Annotated in this window: 12 protein-coding genes; 3 read left to right on the forward strand and 9 right to left on the reverse strand. The window is 44.5% G+C overall.

All coding sequences use genetic code 11. The annotated features are described in order from the left end of the window. Positions 1 to 9: 9 nt before the first annotated feature. The 9 genes from tssH to OH459_RS24655 form a co-directional block, all read right to left on the reverse strand. Complete coding sequence (gene tssH, locus OH459_RS24615) at positions 10 to 2,616, reverse strand: type VI secretion system ATPase TssH (protein ID WP_269989216.1); 2,607 nt, start codon at positions 2,614 to 2,616, stop codon at positions 10 to 12. An 8-nt stretch (positions 2,617 to 2,624) separates the two neighbouring features. After that, the gene (locus OH459_RS24620; RefSeq protein ID WP_017188810.1) at positions 2,625 to 3,608 is read right to left on the reverse strand and encodes a type VI secretion system baseplate subunit TssG; all 984 of its coding nucleotides are present in this window, start codon (positions 3,606 to 3,608) and stop codon (positions 2,625 to 2,627) included. Beyond that, positions 3,590 to 5,371 (reverse strand): type VI secretion system baseplate subunit TssF, encoded by a 1,782-nt coding sequence (tssF, locus tag OH459_RS24625; RefSeq protein WP_017188809.1) that lies wholly within the window; start codon positions 5,369 to 5,371, stop codon positions 3,590 to 3,592. Before tssF ends, OH459_RS24620 begins: the two co-directional genes overlap by 19 nt. Next, positions 5,364 to 5,780 carry a type VI secretion system baseplate subunit TssE gene (gene tssE, locus OH459_RS24630; RefSeq protein WP_017188808.1) on the reverse strand — a complete coding sequence of 139 codons (417 nt, stop codon included), beginning with the start codon at positions 5,778 to 5,780 and terminating at the stop codon, positions 5,364 to 5,366. The genes tssF and tssE overlap by 8 nt, the downstream gene beginning before the upstream one ends. Further along, the gene (locus OH459_RS24635) at positions 5,777 to 7,132 is read right to left on the reverse strand and encodes a type VI secretion system contractile sheath domain-containing protein (RefSeq protein WP_017188807.1); all 1,356 of its coding nucleotides are present in this window, start codon (positions 7,130 to 7,132) and stop codon (positions 5,777 to 5,779) included. Before OH459_RS24635 ends, tssE begins: the two co-directional genes overlap by 4 nt. Positions 7,133 to 7,178: 46 nt before the next feature. Then, positions 7,179 to 8,657, reverse strand: coding sequence for a type VI secretion system contractile sheath large subunit (tssC, locus tag OH459_RS24640; protein WP_017188806.1), 1,479 nt, complete (start codon positions 8,655 to 8,657; stop codon positions 7,179 to 7,181). After that, positions 8,657 to 9,166, reverse strand: a complete 510-nt coding sequence (tssB, locus tag OH459_RS24645; protein WP_008219012.1) for a type VI secretion system contractile sheath small subunit — start codon at positions 9,164 to 9,166, stop codon at positions 8,657 to 8,659. Before tssB ends, tssC begins: the two co-directional genes overlap by 1 nt. 69 nt (positions 9,167 to 9,235) lie before the next feature. Then, positions 9,236 to 9,766: an Hcp family type VI secretion system effector gene (locus tag OH459_RS24650; protein WP_008219014.1), complete on the reverse strand. Its 531-nt coding sequence runs from the start codon at positions 9,764 to 9,766 to the stop codon at positions 9,236 to 9,238. A 27-nt stretch (positions 9,767 to 9,793) separates the two neighbouring features. Further along, entirely contained in the window at positions 9,794 to 11,185 is a 1,392-nt protein-coding gene (locus tag OH459_RS24655; protein ID WP_017188805.1) for a type VI secretion system protein TssA, read from the reverse strand. 1,724 nt (positions 11,186 to 12,909) lie between these two features. On the opposite strand from OH459_RS24655, the gene OH459_RS24660 reads away from it, so the two are divergent. The 3 genes from OH459_RS24660 to OH459_RS24670 are packed head-to-tail and all read left to right on the forward strand — an operon-like array spanning position 12,910 to position 15,770. After that, the gene (locus tag OH459_RS24660; protein ID WP_026000182.1) at positions 12,910 to 14,901 is read left to right on the forward strand and encodes a type VI secretion system Vgr family protein; all 1,992 of its coding nucleotides are present in this window, start codon (positions 12,910 to 12,912) and stop codon (positions 14,899 to 14,901) included. After that, complete coding sequence (locus tag OH459_RS24665) at positions 14,901 to 15,464, forward strand: DUF6931 family protein (protein WP_017188802.1); 564 nt, start codon at positions 14,901 to 14,903, stop codon at positions 15,462 to 15,464. The genes OH459_RS24660 and OH459_RS24665 overlap by 1 nt, the downstream gene beginning before the upstream one ends. A gap of 9 nt (positions 15,465 to 15,473) precedes the next feature. Beyond that, the gene (locus OH459_RS24670; protein ID WP_017188801.1) at positions 15,474 to 15,770 is read left to right on the forward strand and encodes a PAAR domain-containing protein; all 297 of its coding nucleotides are present in this window, start codon (positions 15,474 to 15,476) and stop codon (positions 15,768 to 15,770) included. The last annotated feature ends 682 nt before the right edge of the window (positions 15,771 to 16,452 follow it).

Genomic DNA, 16,452 nt, shown 5'->3' on the forward strand with positions numbered 1-16,452 from the left:
CTCTTAATGCTATTGAATCTGAATCTTAAATTTGCCTTCTTCAACGTGAACAGTGACCGCTTCTACCGGCTTGTTCTCACTCATGCGAACAATGCATTGATTCGCTAAATCCGGCATAAGTTGACGATTAATCAGTTGCTCAACGGCACGAGCGCCTGTTTCAGGTGAATCGTTCATATTGACCAGCAGATCAATCACATCAGGGTGAAATTCAAAACTTGCTTTGTAGTGGGATTGAACGCGCTTGCGAATGCGGTTCAGAGACAAGGTTGCAATTTGCGCCATTTCTTCATCGTTCAAAGGGAAGTAAGGCACGATGGTCGCACGACCAAGAAATGCTGGTTTAAAGTGTTTCTGCAGCTCAGGGAAAATAGACTGAGTCAGCGTCGGAACATCCGGTCGACCATTTTCACATGCATTAACAACAGCACTGTCGGCCGCGTTTGATGTCATGATGATGATCGTATTACGAAAATCGATGTGTCGACCTTCACTGTCCGAGATAGAGCCTTTATCAAAGATTTGATAGAAGATGTCGTGCACACCAGGGTGGGCTTTTTCCATTTCATCCAGCAGCAGTACAGAATATGGGTTCTTACGTACCGCTTCTGTTAAGACACCGCCTTTACCGTAGCCAACATAACCCGCAGGAGAGCCTAAAAGCATCGACACCTTGTGCTCTTCTTTAAACTCCGTCATGTTGATGGTGGTGATATTTCGCTCGCCACCGTATAGCAAGTCGGTAAGCGCCAATGCAGTTTCGGTTTTACCCACACCACTTGGACCACACATCAGGAATACCCCAACAGGTTTGCGTGGGTCGGTTAAACCTGCACGCGACAAGCGAATTGCTTGTGAAAGCTCTGCTATCGGCGTTGTCTGACCAATCACTCGCTCACCGATACGAGTCTCTAGGTGCATCAACTTCTCAACTTCTTGGCTAAGCATGTTGCCTACTGGAATACCCGTCCATAGCGCCACCACTTCAGCGATGGTTTGTTCTGTTACCTGTGGCAATACTAATGGCTGCTCACCCTGGATCTCACGCAGGGCTGCCATTTTGTCTGCTAGCAGGATTTTCGCTTCATGCGATATCACCGAGCCATTTTCTTTTAGCTCAGTGTCTAAGCCAGACTGCAACTCAATGATCTCTTCCACCAAGCGGCGCTCTGCGTTCCAAGATCGCTCAAGTGACTGATGCTCTTGTTCTAAAGCCGCTAATCGCTGCTTTGCTTCTTCCAAGCGTACGCTTTCAATCGACCACAATGCCGACTCATGATGTAACGTTTCGATCTCGTTGTTAGTGTAGCGGATTTTTTCTGCAATGGCTTCTAACTGTCTAGGTGCCGCACTTTGGCTCAACCCAATGCGTGAACACGCTGTATCTAACAGGCTAATTGCTTTATCAGGTAACTTACGCTCAGGAAGGTAACGAATAGAGAGAGCGACGGCGGCATCAATGGCTTCTTGCATGACTTTAACGCCATGGTGCTTTTCAAGGCTGCGCTTCACGCCGCGAAGCATGTGGATAGCATCTTCTTCATTAGGTTCATTAACCGCAACGACTTGAAAACGACGAGTCAACGCAGCATCCGATTCAAAGTACTGTTTGTATTCTGCCCATGTGGTCGCTGCAAGTGAACGAAACTCGCCACGTGCAAGCGCTGGTTTCAAAATATTAGCCGCATCATTCTGGCCCGCTGTGCCACCCGCCCCAATCAGCGTATGTGCTTCATCGATAAACATGATGATCGGCGTCGTTGACTGCTTGATCTCATTGATCACATCTTTAAGGCGGTTTTCAAACTCACCTTTGATGCTCGCACCTGCTTGCAAAAGGGACAAATCAAGGCTGCGCAACTCAACGTTCGCAAGCGCAGGTGGGACATTGCCATTCACGATTTCTTGGGCAAGGCCTTCAACAATGGCCGTTTTACCTACACCTGGGTCACCAACGAGGATCGGGCTGTTTTGACGGCGGCGGCACAAAATATCAATGGATTTGCGAATTTCATCTCCGCGCCCTGTAATAGGATCCAACTCGCCATTACGCGCTGCCTCTGTCAGGTTTTGCGAGAACTTGTCCAAAGCTGGCGTCGCTGAGTCACCACCGGTTGGGACCATGCTCTCGGTAGACGATGAGACTTCACTGGGTCCACTGATCACCATCGACTGACTGCGTAACCATTCAGAAGACAATACTGACACCCACGAGCTCAACACGCCGTTGTAAGCGCTTTGGTCCAGACGCTGCTTCAGCACCATCAGCAGATGAAATTCATTCACCACCGATTGCTGATTGTTTAATGAAGCAAGCATCCATGCATCTTTAAGCAACTCAACTAACTCAGGTGACAAAGAAGGGGAAGAGTCATTACCACGAGCCAAGTGCATCAGACGGTCATTGCAACGCTCCAACATCGACTCTTTGGCCATTGATGCTTGCTGCAAAGCGGCTTCCCAGCCTTTGGACTGCTGTAACAACTGAACAAACCAATGCTCAGCATCTATCGCAAAGTGTCCTTTACTTACACAATCTCCAGCAGCCGTTTCCAGGGCACTTTTTAGTAACGGAGTAAGCCTTTTGACCAAGCTTTGTAGTTCAATATTTATCATTCTGTTTCCTAACTTTTCGTCAGTGGCATTTCAACAAATTGTTGATGATCTGATTGATGACTCATCCATGCGGATTGGCCAATTCTTAACGCTTTTTGGTGACTGCCTGATAGCTTCACTCTCGGTAGATACTGGCTATTTACCTTCATATAGAGTGCATACTTGGTATTCACTCCCATATAGCTTCTAACCATATGGTCCAGTGCAAGAACCATCTCTTTGTCACTGCGTATTTTTAAGTAATGCTGATAGTCTTGGGGGCAAATTTTTATGTTGAGTTTCTGCCCCGTCATTGGCGTCGACATCCCGACCAACGCGCCCATTCCCAGTTGATGATTATTTCCGGCTTGGCCAATTTGAGTTAACGAACACTCTGTGAGAGGCAAATACTCTAGGCCACTGCGTTCAACCTCAAACTCCGACTCGAAGTAATCTTCTAGCATCGACTTAAGCGCCAATGGGCAGGTCAATTTCAACCCTAATAAGCCGGTGTATTGCACCAAATGAGATTCCGGCATTGTTGCCTTATCTCCAGTCTGTCCAGCCAAACTGGAAAGCATTTCAGTAATAGATTGACGGTCACGATTCCAATGAAACGCCTCTTCCTCAATCTGATACGTCAGCTCGTGCTTTTGCTTTGTTTCGCAGTACAAACGGTAGTAACGGTTATTAAACATGTCGAAGAAGTCGAGTGGCGCTTCATCGCCAAGTTCAAAACGCGCTTTTAGTGCATCGCCGTACATCGCTCTTGGCATCGATCCAGAGTTACCAGACAAAGCCGCCAATGATGTCTTTACCGTAAATTCACCCTCTCGCTCCGAAGTAACCATAGAAACTTCAGCTTGATAGTAAGCTGGGAGAATTTCCGCACTGAACCTCACCTCAGGTCGATGACCCTTTAAATGAGCCTGATGCTTGAAGATCTGCCACGCTTTTTCTAGCTGTCCCTCAAACGCACCATAAGCGAAACGGCTTACAACAAACTCTTGCACCCAGTTCTCCTCGGGAAGGACAGGTAAACACCGTCTTGGCCTTCCAAATAAATATCCACTTGAGTAAAGCTGTTGAAGCCTGCGAAATAAGCAAAGAAGTGGTCAAGCAAATGACCAAAGAGCGACACGCCTCCGTTGACATTGCTTGCGTCTAACGTCACCGAAATTTTTGTGCCGTAAGCAAAACATGTTTTTCCTGACACACGGATCGGAGCCACCACTTGCTCCTGCTCAATATTTTGCAGGGACTCGATATAGATGTGGTTTTGCACCGCTTGGTTGTGGTTATACAAATCAAACACATTTTTCAGCGTAGCGGTTGGGTCATCCGTCCCTAGAATCGCGTGATAGTTAAAGTGCAAATGGCAAAGCAGTGCCCATACATTCTTATTTGCGTCACGACTACGCACTGGCAAGGTTGGGCGGCGCAGCAAGTTCATAGCCGCTGGAATCGTAAGAGATTCCCGACATGTCACTTGGCTGTTTACAGGCAATGAGCCTGCTCGAATGCCGTCAGTCGCAGTTGTCGTCACCGACCAAACTCTCGACGACATCGTGGCACTAACATGCCCAATATCAGCCACTTTTAAGCCACTGCGAAGCACGCCTCTTTCGTGGGTATCCTGTACGAGCTGCCAACGAAGTGCAGTCTCTGTACTGTTGTACTTGTCTCCGTAGATCTGACAGACCTTAAACGGTTTGCCCTCCGTCACGTCTAGCACCTCATCAACAGAAAACACTTCCAAATCATTACCCTGGCTTGCATCAAGATAAATTGGGTACTGCTTTTGGGTGAAGTCGATTTGCAGAGGTTCTGACACTTTGGTTTGCAGGTTCACCAATGGTGTACAAAACAGAGAAAAATGTTGTGCTTGAATGCTACGAGCTTGCACCACACTCATCTCATTCAAGAAAATCTGAATACGAAACTCTGAGCCGATTGCTTGTTGCATGACATTGCCAAGGTCTAATTTGAATCCTTGAAATCTTTCAGGGAACATGAAGAACTCGGTCAGCAACTTAAAGCCGCCAAAGCTTGCTGCTTGATACGGTAAAATAGTGTCATTCACATCGAAGCCAATTGGCTGTAGTGCAGACTTACCTAATGAGTAGCTCTTGCCATTATTCTGGATACACACCTGACAGCGCCCATGGGCGAGTACATCATACAAACGCAACGCGAAGTGGCTTTCACCTTTGAGATGCAGTTTCAACTGGTCAATATCCAGATCACGCAACTCGATACCGCTGTCGGTTGCCTTAATCGTCAGCTCCAACATCGCTTTTGCGTTTTCTGCACCCGCAGGCTTAGCCAGTTCAAATGGCGCAAACAGCACTTCAGCCGAAGCAACTTGAATTGGAAGCAGCGCTATATCTTCGGAAGTGCGAAACACCACTGGCTCACCAGATTCACTCGCGACATCAAATTCTGTGCCTTTAGGTATACTGTGCTTTGCATTCGCTTCTTCAAAAATAGCGAAGTCCAACATGCTGTATGACGGCACTGGCCTTAGATAATGCGGGAACAACAAGTTCACCAAGCTTTCTGTCAGCTCTGGGTAAGACTCATCCAAGCGCTGCTGCAGTTTGCCGTTCATCAAGGCAACACTTTCAATTAAACGCGCGATCTGAGGATCATCAATACTGTCTTTACGCATTCCCAACGCACGAGCCGTCCCCGGATGACGTTCCGCGAACTGAGAGGCTTCATTGCGAATAAAGCGCAGTTCCTGTTCAAAATAGGAAAGCAATGAATCAGACAAAATTCGACTTCCTTACATCTAGTTTGTTGCTGCTCAAATCCAAAAAAGAATCCAATACGATCGCCTCATCACCGAGCTCTGAATGCACCACGGCGGAAAGGCGAAAGCTCAATTGGTTGCTACCCAATTCCCCTTCTTGAACATCAATCTCTACCTGGCTCAGGCGAGGTTCGAAGTTTCGAATCAGCACTTCAATTTCTGCGACAATGTCACTGGTGTTGTTTTTACTTTGAGCACGAGCCATGTTGCGCATACCGAACTCGGCAATCGTTCCTTTTTCCGATAAAAACATCTCTGAGCGCAGAGGTGCTCGGCTGGAAATAAGATCACAGACGTTATCAACAATCGCATCTCGAACACTGTCGATATCGTCATTCCAGCTTTGGGTTAACTTAGCCATTAAGCTCACGATGTCTCTCCAACCTCACTGCCAGATACCGAGGTAGTTAACACCACTTTCGCATCCATCATTTCGTATTGATATTGAGGCTGAAGCATGATCTCGCATAGGTAGCGGGTTTTATCATGAGGAGCCTCTTCAATGCGTACATAGCAAGACCGCAACGGATATCGGGCAAGTACGGCATCCTCGCCATAATTGACGTTGCTAATGAACTGCTCTAGCCATCGCTCTAGACTGCGTCGACAACTTTCTGCGCTGTCATATCGACCAACTTGGTCACGAATTTGAACCTTGATGTAATGGGCAAATCGGCAAGCCATTAGATTGGTTTGGAGCATACCGAGCTGACGTTGAGCTTCATCAGGCGCTTGCCAAACAGATTGATTGCTAAAGAAACCTTTATGGCCACTTAAGTAAATACTGGTTAAAGGCATGAACCCTTGAGACGACCAAAAGCCATCATCTTCACTGTAGATGTCTATCTTGGTCTTAAGCTCTTTTGAGTCCTGAACGATAGCCCCATACGAACCTGTCTCATCGTAAGAACGCAGGAATCCAAACCAACTGATTCGGTCAAACTCTCGCATTACATTACCGAGTAAGAGGTAAGCGCTGCTGCCCCATAAGGCATATTTCTCTTGCTGGCGTTCGTTAAAAACAAATCCAGCCTGATATTGACGATATGGTTGACGAATCAAATGCTCTGGCATCACCAAATGCAAAAATCGTGATGAGCTTTTTTCTCGTAGCAGCTGCCATGAAACAAAATCTCGACTAGTAAGAATGCGATCAATTCTCGCACTGTCGTGAAGCAACCTTCTCGGTTCATCACCAAAGAAAAACTCGTCGGTTCCGAGCACCATTGGGCAAAAAGAGAGCTCCCCCAGCTCAGAGAGCAGTTGAAGGGTGTAGAGATCGTCATACTCCTGATCATCGGCGTAATCAGCCGAGACCTTGTGATCAACCATCACCATGCCAAATGGGCTACCACCGGCGGTATCTAGCTCATTTGAATACAGCTTTCGGTATAGGGATGACTGCTTTAGATCGAAAGAGTAATTGAGATCTGCCGAAACCATACTCCAACTCAAGTCGAGCATTTTGATTTTGACTCGACGCTGGGATACTTGCAGCTGCGCTAACGATTTGAGCCCCGTCCAAGAGGCTTCTAACTGCTTATAGTTAGGGTGTTGGATAACGTCCGACAACTGTTCACTTATTGACGTATCAATCTCGGAGATCAAACGAACCAACAATGCTTTGAATTGAGCCACCGACTGACTTTTCGCGCACACTAACAGCTCCTGCCAGGCAGGATTCTCAGCTAAAATACGGTCAAATTCGGAATCTGTATACATCAGCGACTCAGTTCAAAACATTCGGGGACAGCGCCCCCGAATAGAATTAGCCAGGAATGTTCGCAACCATTCGTAGTGAAGTGGTTAGCTCTTCCATTTGCAGCCAAGGGCGTAAGTAAGCCACTGCAGAGTAAGCACCTGGGCGTCCAGCTTGCTCTTCTACTGTCACTTTCGCTTCAACCAATGGATGTGTTGCTTTCGCATCGTTACCAATCGCATTTGGGTTAACGTATTGGTTGATCCAAGAGTTCAACTCTTTCTCAACGTCGTTTGGATCTAGGTTTGAACCAATACGATCACGGCCCATTACTTTTAGGTACTGTGCGATTCGGCTGCTTGCCATTGTGTATGGAAGACGTGCTGAAATTGCAGCGTTTGCCGTTGCATCTGGGTCTGTGTACGTTTTTGGTTTATGCGCAGTCTGAGCACCCATAAACACCGCGTAGTTGGTGTTTTTGTAGTGAACCAGTGGCAAGAAGCCAAGATCACTCAGCTCTTTCTCACGCTCATCCGTTAGGTTAACTTCTGTCGGACATTGCTGTAGCAAGTCACCGGCATCAGAGTAGTGAGTGAAGTTTGGCAGGTTCTCAACCTTACCGCCGTTCTCAGTACCGCGGATCGCCGTACACCAACCGTACTTGGTGTAAGCTTGAGTCATTAGAAGACCAAACTCATACGCCGCATTGCTCCATACAAAATCGCCGTCTGAAGACACAACTTGCTGACCGTTGTCGCGAGTTTGAAGCTCTTCAAATGCAAATGATTTAACTGGAACAGTTTCTGCACCGTAAGGAAGGCGAGCCATCGTTTTCGGTAGAGTCAGAGCAACGTAACGTGAATCATCGCTTTCACGGAATGCATTCCAGCTTGCGTATGCTGGCGAATCAAAGCCTGCTGCAACTGGCTTGCCTTCAGAAAAGCTACTGAATGCATTGAAGTCGAACATACTTGCATTCGCGGCAGCAACGAAAGGTGCGTGAGACGCAGAAGCAACTTCACCCATGTAACGTAGCAGAGCAACGTCTTCATCACCGTAACCAAATTCGTAGTCACCTAGCAGTGCGCCGTATGGCTGACCACCCGCTGTACCAAATTCTTCTTGATAAACCATATTGAAGAAACGGCTGCGATCGATCGCTGGTGCATCTTCAAACTGCTCTAGCAATTCGTCTTTGGTGTAATCCGCCAGTTTGATTTTCAGATCTGGACCTAGCTCGCTGTTTTTCACAAGCTTTTGCAAACCTAACCATGAGCCTTCCATTTTTTGGAACTCACCGTTTTGCATCACCGTTGACAGCTGCTCAGAGATTTTGCTGTCTAGCGCGCTGATTGCTTTTTCAATCGTCAACGTTAGGTTCTTATCCCAAGTCACTGTACCTTCCAGCGCTTGAGAAGCCATGATGCTCAATAGCTCTTTTGTCGTATCTACTGGTGTTTGTGCTGTTGCGCTGATCGCTCGGTCAAGAAAGCTCTGCGTTGCTTCTGCTTCAGTAGCACCTTGTACTGTTTGTTGTTCTACAGACATTATTCCGCTCCCTCTTTGCTCAAACCTAGTTCTTGAGCTAAACCATTGATGGCATCTGCGCTTTGCAGAACTTCTTTCAGTAGACGCTCAAGATCTCTCGAACGATCGGCTTTGCTTAGAAGTACTTTTAGCTGGTTACGTGTTTCAACCAACTGCTTAAGCGGCTCAATTTGATCAACTAAGTTCTCTGGGTGGAAATCTTTCATCGAACGGAAGCTTAAGTTCACTTCAAACTGGCTATCATCATTAGCTAGCTTGTTATCAACCTTGTACGAAAGACGCGGGTGAATTTGACCCATCACTGTATCGAAGTTGTCTTTATCGATGCCCGTGAACTCTCGCTCTTCTAAATCAACTTTTTCTGATTCTGGTTTGTGGCCTGAAAAGTCGCCAATCACGCCAACAACAAACGGCAGCTCTTTTGTCTCTACAGCGCCGTTCGTTTCAACGTCATAGGTGATGCTGACACGGTTCTTACTAACGCGTTTATGTTGTGAGTTCAATGCCATAAAGGTGTCCTAAAATGAGATATTCATGAAATAGACATGCCACGTTAAATGGCATGTCTAATGAAAAAATTACTTACCAGAAGTCATTTTTCCGGTCGGTAGGTCGTAAGTCACAACACCGCCGCTTTGTAGTTCACCGCCTTCTTTCTCGTAATGATGTTTCTGAGAAATCGAAGTATAAGAAAGAGATAGGCTTTCGTACGGTTGAGAACCGTCAGTGCCACTCACGTTGTAAGAAACTAGACGTGCTTTTTCTAACTTAACTTGGAAGTAAACGTCTGCACCTTGACCATCGTTAGAAGGCTTAGTAAATGCAATCTCAACTGTTTTACCTTCTTTACCTGGGTTGAATAGGTAAGACAATAGATCTTCAGAAGCTCCATCGACTTCTTTAGTCACACTAACTTCGCTTACGCCAACCATGCCTGAATCCGCATTGGTGCCGTTACCGATGTCCATAGCAACGTTACGAACGCCACCCCAAGAGTAAGAGTTGATTGCAAACCAACCGTCATTTTTGCCTTCAGCCGTTTCTAGCTGACCGATAGTCGCAGCGCCTTCAACTTGAAGACCGCTTACACGCATGTAAATACTTGCCATGATTTTTCCTTATTTTTTTAAACACAATTACCAACTCAGAGCCGACGTAGCGGATGATTGTGGTTTTTCATCTTGCTTAGATTGGGTATCTACAGGGGAAGTCTGAGATACATGCTCTTCGACACTTGGCGACTCCGAAACGGGAGGCGTCGCTTGAGGTGTCTGGGGGCTTTCAATGTCCACCGTTGGAGTACTCACCTCCGGCAGCAAAACCTGATCGAGATGATTCAATCCGGCGGCATTAAAAATCGTACTAAGAGCGTCACCGTTTTGTTCCGACATCATTTCTTGCAGCAACTCAGGTAAGGATAAATATCCCCATCGAATCGCTTTTTCTAACAAGAATGAAATTGGGCTATGCGGTTCGCTCTGGCGAAAATAATCAGAGACTTCTCTCAGCAAATGGAAAGCTAAGTCTCGGTTCATGTTGTTTAAGTTACCCAGTTCAGAGAGATTCCCTGCGTGTAAGTGTTGGCTTACGGTCTGAGCCTGCTCCGATGCCATAGGTATTGGCTCTATCTGTTTTACATCCATATCGCTTGGCTGATGACCTTCAGAAACTGAACTTTCGGCAACCTCTTGCTCTACGGCCTTGGCCTCCGCTTTCGGGGCCAACTTAATTCCGCTTAAATGAACCAAAGCGTTTTCAACACGGGTAAGCAGTGACTTCGCAAATCCAAAGTTGGTAGTTTGACTGCCTACAGACTGACAATGAGCGCTCACTAACGCAGACAAACGCTCCAACTGGGAGATACAACGTTTGGCATTTTCCATCTTGAATTGAATCGCGGAACGCTCTTGCGCCACCGTGGTGGTAAGCGTAGATTTCAGTTGGCTGATTTCGCCTTTTCTCTCTGCACTTTGAAAATCAAAAAACGTCACTTCCCCAACTAAGGGCAGTTGCAGCATCGGTGCATAGAGAATCGAGCTTTCCTCGCTATCACCAACTAATTGGAAAAATGCTTTAACTTTCGCATCAGCTTGCTCTCTCTCTTTACCCTTATCATCATCAGATTTGAGCTTTTCAACTGGCAGAACAGGGTTGAGGTGATCCCAGTACTTCTCACTTAAATCGGCTAACCACTCAAGGCTATTCGCAGCACTTTCTAACGTGGTATCGAGAAGGAATTGAGCGGCAACAAACCATGAGATGAGCTCGATATCTCTGGTTGTATTTGAAAACTGTTCGAACAAGCTGTCAGAGAGAGTCTTCCAACTATTCAGGCATGCCTCTTGTAACGCGTCTTTCTCATCAGCACTGGGATTTTGGCTCAGCTTACGCAGCGCTGTTTGCGCGACATTAAATTCATTACGTAGTGGTCGAAAAGCACCTTTGTTAAGTTTAAGGTAAACGCCACAAATAGATTCATCACTCAAAGGTGTAGAAAGTTGCTCAATTTGATGCTTTGAAAAGGGCATAGGTTCCTACTCTAATTACAACTATCCATTCAAGTGCCAACTAAGTTCAATCGCTATTCTTTTGTATTCTAAGCTAGAGGAATTGCGTTAATTCAATTCGACAAGTCACCGCTAACTAAAAAATAACATCTTGTTAAAATTACTCACAAAAATCACACAATCAATCAATGGGAGTTTATTTTGATTTGAATTATAGAAATACCTACTCACATTATATTGGCGGCAAATAGAATATCTAACATCTTAAAAATAACACCACAAAAACAAGTGATATAAATCACCAGTTTTATTAAGGATAAAATAAAGATTCATGCTGATATGAGATCATACATTAACAATCACTTATGTACCTATTAGGAAAAATAGTAATCATAAGTACACGAACATAGGTCCTTGCATCCTAAGTATTAAATATATTTAAGTTTAGTATCAAACTTTAAATGCGAGAATTTACAAATTTTCGCGAATATACTCTATGGATGTTCTGTGCACAAGTCTTTTATGTTGAAGTGAGTTTAATTTATTGGCGCTTTCTTAAGTGCTTTATATAATATGAAGTTCTGTTTCGGCAAACATTGCAATATATAATATGAAGTTCCGTTTCGGCAAACATTGCAATATATAATATGAAGTTCCGTTTCGGCAAACATTACAATATATGATATGAAGTTCTGTTTCGGCAAACATTACAATATATGATATGAAGTTCTGTTTCGGCAAACATTACAATATATGATATGAAGTTCTGTTTCGGCAAACATTGCCATATCAAACCAATAGTTTTTTATTAGAATTTCGTTTCTATAAATAATCTTATTTGGCAAAATGAAACCAATTGCTATACTTTTTGGCTCGCAGTTATGAAATTCAGTGCTGTTGCCAGCATTTATATAATTAAAAGACAAGTCAGAGTAGATTACTACCTTCCTCATACTCGGTTTAGGTGGCTTGCTTATCCTGTAGCCCGTTTGTCTAGTAAAAATTCGGAGTTGCTCAAACCAACTTGAGAACAACGGCACCATATATTTCTAGCCGACAAAGGAAACTCTCAGTCCTATATCTTTCTCTATAACTTTAATAGTGTCCTACTTGAGTGTGTAGAACTTCAAACTCAGTTTACCATTTACTCGCCCCTTAATTTTGGTATAGCTTAATTTCAGCGACGACCTCCCTCACAAAAACAACGCTTTGTGGCACGCTATTAAAAGGAGGACAATCTTTTTTTGAAAATTTCGTGACAACGCCTAGAGTCATATACTCTATCAGAAGATACTGCAATGGCTTTTCTGCGTAGTAGTTTGAGCAATACAAGTAGAACTTCATCACCGCTAAAATTAGTAAGGCTGACTTCCATACAAATTGCCTCGAAAGTATCTACATTAACAGCTAATTACAGTTTGCACTGAGCAGATATCTTCATTTTTTGCTTTACCCATATCACCGCTGCTCTAACTATCACAAAGGTTCGAATTGCAAAACTTGGGAGAATATCTAAGTGATTCAGATACCAACACTGTTCAAAGGTATGGGTATAGCTCTCTATGCTTGAATCTAGACATAACAAAAACAGCAAAGTAGTCGTTCGCATGCCGTTTAGGCAATAATTAAATAAACGAATTATCTTGAATTAATCTTTAACTCGAAATAAATTAAACGCGTCAAGTAACATCAACCCCAACAAACAACCTTTTAGAATTGTTTATTCAATAGTAAACTAAGTGAACATGAGCAGTAACGAATTAAAGTCCCAAACCCGCTCCCTCACCGTTAAGCTTTCAGATAGCAAAAGTTATATTGTCACTCAATTAATTGGGGAGGAAAGTATATCCGGAGGCTGTAAGTTTTCCGTTTCCGTCGTTGCAAGCATGGAGATCGATACCAAAAACTTAGGCAAAGCCGTTTGTGTGTCTTATGAGTTTGATTCTGGAAAGCGCTTTTTTTCAGGCATATGTAGCACTCTGCAATTCACAGGATATAGCAAAGACAAGCACCAGTTTTATTATCAAGTAGAGATATTGGACCCGCTTAGCTTGTTGCAATACAAACGCAGTCGTCAGGTTTTTCAAAACATGACGACGAAACAGATCATTGAGAAGCTGCTAGAACAAGTTGATCTCAAAAGCTATTTTCACTTTTCGCATTCTGGAAATGGAAAAAAGCACGAGTATTGTGTTCAACTTGATGAAACCGACCAAGCTTTTATACAGCGCCTGTTAGCAAGCGAAGGTTGGCACTACCATGTACGCCATCAATCCAATAAATCAACAATCTGCATTGGCGATTCGAATCAACGATTTGAGAAAATGTCTGATCCAAAGTTAAGCTATCAAATAGGTGGCGATAATCTGCAACACGTATTAACGACGTGGAGTCAATCCCATCATGTTGGCAGCGGAAGAGTATCTGTCGCCGATCATACTCAAGATCTAGCTGAATTTTTTGATAGCGGTACCCGAAAAAGCACCGAAAGTTACGTGTCAACTTCATTGACGCAGGAACTCTTTGCATTTGGTCACGAGAATAAGAATGAAGTCCGTGACGCTGCAAAAATACATATGGAAGCGCTGGATCTTAAGAAATCGGCCTCTCACTCATCATCTAATTTAGCAACGCTTGCTTGTGGCTATAAATTTGAACTAACGAACCATCCTCTCGGTTCAATGAATCAAGAGTACATCGTCACTCATCTATCACACTGCATATCCAGAGAAGAATCAAACTACGACGTCGCTTATCAAAATCAGTTTTCTTGCATCCCTTCGTCACTGGTCTTTCGTCCAGAAATATTAAATAAACCGCGTGTACATAGCTTACATACAGCAACCGTCACCGGGCCAAAGGGAGAAGAGATTTACCGAGATAAATTAGGTCGAGTAAAAGTGCAATTTCACTGGGATAGAAGCGGGAAAAATGACGAAAACAGTTCATGTTGGTTGCCAGTATCGCAAGGGTTCGCCAGTAAAGGCTTCGGTTCTCAGTTCACACCACGCATTGGTGATGAAGTGATTGTGCAATACATTGATGGTGACCCCAATCGCCCTATCGTGACAGGCTCCTTATACAACAAAAACAACGCAGCGCCTTACAGCTCGGATACTCAAAATGGCATCAAAACTCGCTCAACGCCTAAAGCCAGCAGCAAGCAAGGAAACGAACTACGTTTTGAAGATCAAAAAGACAAAGAACAAGTGTACTTACATGCTGAAAAAGATTGGCTACTGGACGTAAATAATGACAGCCAATCAACGATTAAAGGCATGAAAAAGACCCAAGTTGAGAAGAGTGCCACCTTAAGCGTTAAAGAAGACATAGAAATCGAAAGCGAAAAATCGCTTACTGCCAAAAGTAAAGACAACTGGACGGGTGACAGTGAGAAAGATCTAAACCTCTATGCCGCTTCCAACATTAATATAGCGGCTAAATCGACAGTCAACGTTGATGGCAGCCAAGTTTCGATCTGCGGTAAATCGAAGATCGAACTCAAAGTTGGCACGAGTAAAATTGAGATCAGCGCTAGTGGTATTAAGATCGACGCTCCTCAAGTTTCAGTTTCAGGCAAAGCAAAGGCAGAGATGAAAGCCGCAATGATCAATATTGAAGGACAAGGTAAAGCCGATGTAAAAGCAACGTTAGTGTCGGTTAATGGCAGTGCCATGACACAAATAAAAGCCGGAGCCATGGTGCAAATTCAAGGCTCAATTACAAAGGTAAACTGATGATGTTGATAAAGGTTCCCCACCAATCCGCGCAAGACATCTTAAGTGTCTACGAGCCGAATACCACATTCGCAGAGTTAGCAGACGTGAAAACGACGCCTATCGAATTGATTTCTGTGGCAATGGAACAAGAACTATTTTCCGATGCTGTGACTTTTCTTGCACATGCTCTCCCAGTTCGTGAATCTATTTGGTGGAGCGTGACCTGCGCCGCTTCCCTTCATCACTGGAAAGAAGACGAAGCTAATTCCATTCGCGCAGCAAAGGCTTGGGTTTATACACCTGATGAAACAAGCCGTCGTTTTGCAGAGCAAATGGCAGAAAAAGCGGGGTTAGGAACCGGTGCAGGCTGGGCAGCTCAAGCGGCTTTTTGGAGTGGCGGCAGTATGATTAAGCCGGAGGATCCTGCCGTTCCCCCTCCCCCATACTTGTATGCACAAGCGGTCGCAGGAAGCATTAACCTTTCAGCAGTTTTACCTGACGGTGAAGAAGCAAAAGAACGCTATCAGCAGTTTGTAGAAATGGGTCTAAACATTGCCTCTGGCGGGAACGGTCAACGATAAGGAAAGAACATGCTACCAGCAGCCAGAGCAACAGACATGCACATGTGCCCGATGCAAACACCAGCAGTGGTGCCAATACCTCACGTAGGCGGACCATTACTCCCTCTGCCAACAACAGTATTGATCGGCAACCTGCCAGCCGCAACTCTAGGACAGATATGTGTTTGTGTCGGTCCACCAGATAGTGTTGTTAAAGGAAGTATAACTGTGCTGATTAACAATAAGCCTGCGGCGCGCATGGGTGACCTAACAGCCCATGGTGGAAGCATTGTAATGGGGATGCCAACCGTGTTAATTGGCGGGTAATGGCATGCCTCAATTTAAATTGGCAGATATAGCTTATGTTCAATAACTTCGTAAAATAACAAGCGCAAAATGCTCAGAAGAAGGATAACTCTACCAGGGAGCCTTTCTTAGCACCTCTATTGATTAATGAAGGACTAACTTTCGCTGTGAACAAATGCCTTGTGATTGGATAAATTGATCTGCTCCAACCAGACTGGACTCTTCATTAAGCGTCGTTTTTAAAATGCCATTGAGTAAAACCTGGTTCATAAAGAATACTAGAGGTGAATAATCATGACGATAAGTAAATCATTGTTCCAGAGCATTTATCTCGACGATTCTTCGCTCGCTCAATTGCTTCACATCAAACCCGAAATACCGTAAGACTTTTGTTGTCCGTCCGTCGATAACTGGAAGATTTTCTTTGTTTATCCACCCAATAAGCTCTTGAACACTGGCTTCACCTCACTCATTAAGATATGAAATGAGTGCAATTTGCAAAGAGCTTCGACAATATCAGACTATTAATCAGGCCTTGCACCTTGTCTTTCACATTAGCTTAGGTATAGCAAACTTAGCTAAATACAATGTGAAGGAGCCTTTGCTATAACTGATAAAGCGGTAGGATCAAGTGTTCGGAATAAACCGAAACGAGCAATCGCAATCATCGAAGTGCCACAGGTAAGAATTCAAACTGAGAAAC

Origin of the sequence: Vibrio sp. MM46, from assembly GCF_027587135.1 — a bacterium.
Taxonomy (GTDB): Bacteria; Pseudomonadota; Gammaproteobacteria; order Enterobacterales; family Vibrionaceae; genus Vibrio; species Vibrio harveyi.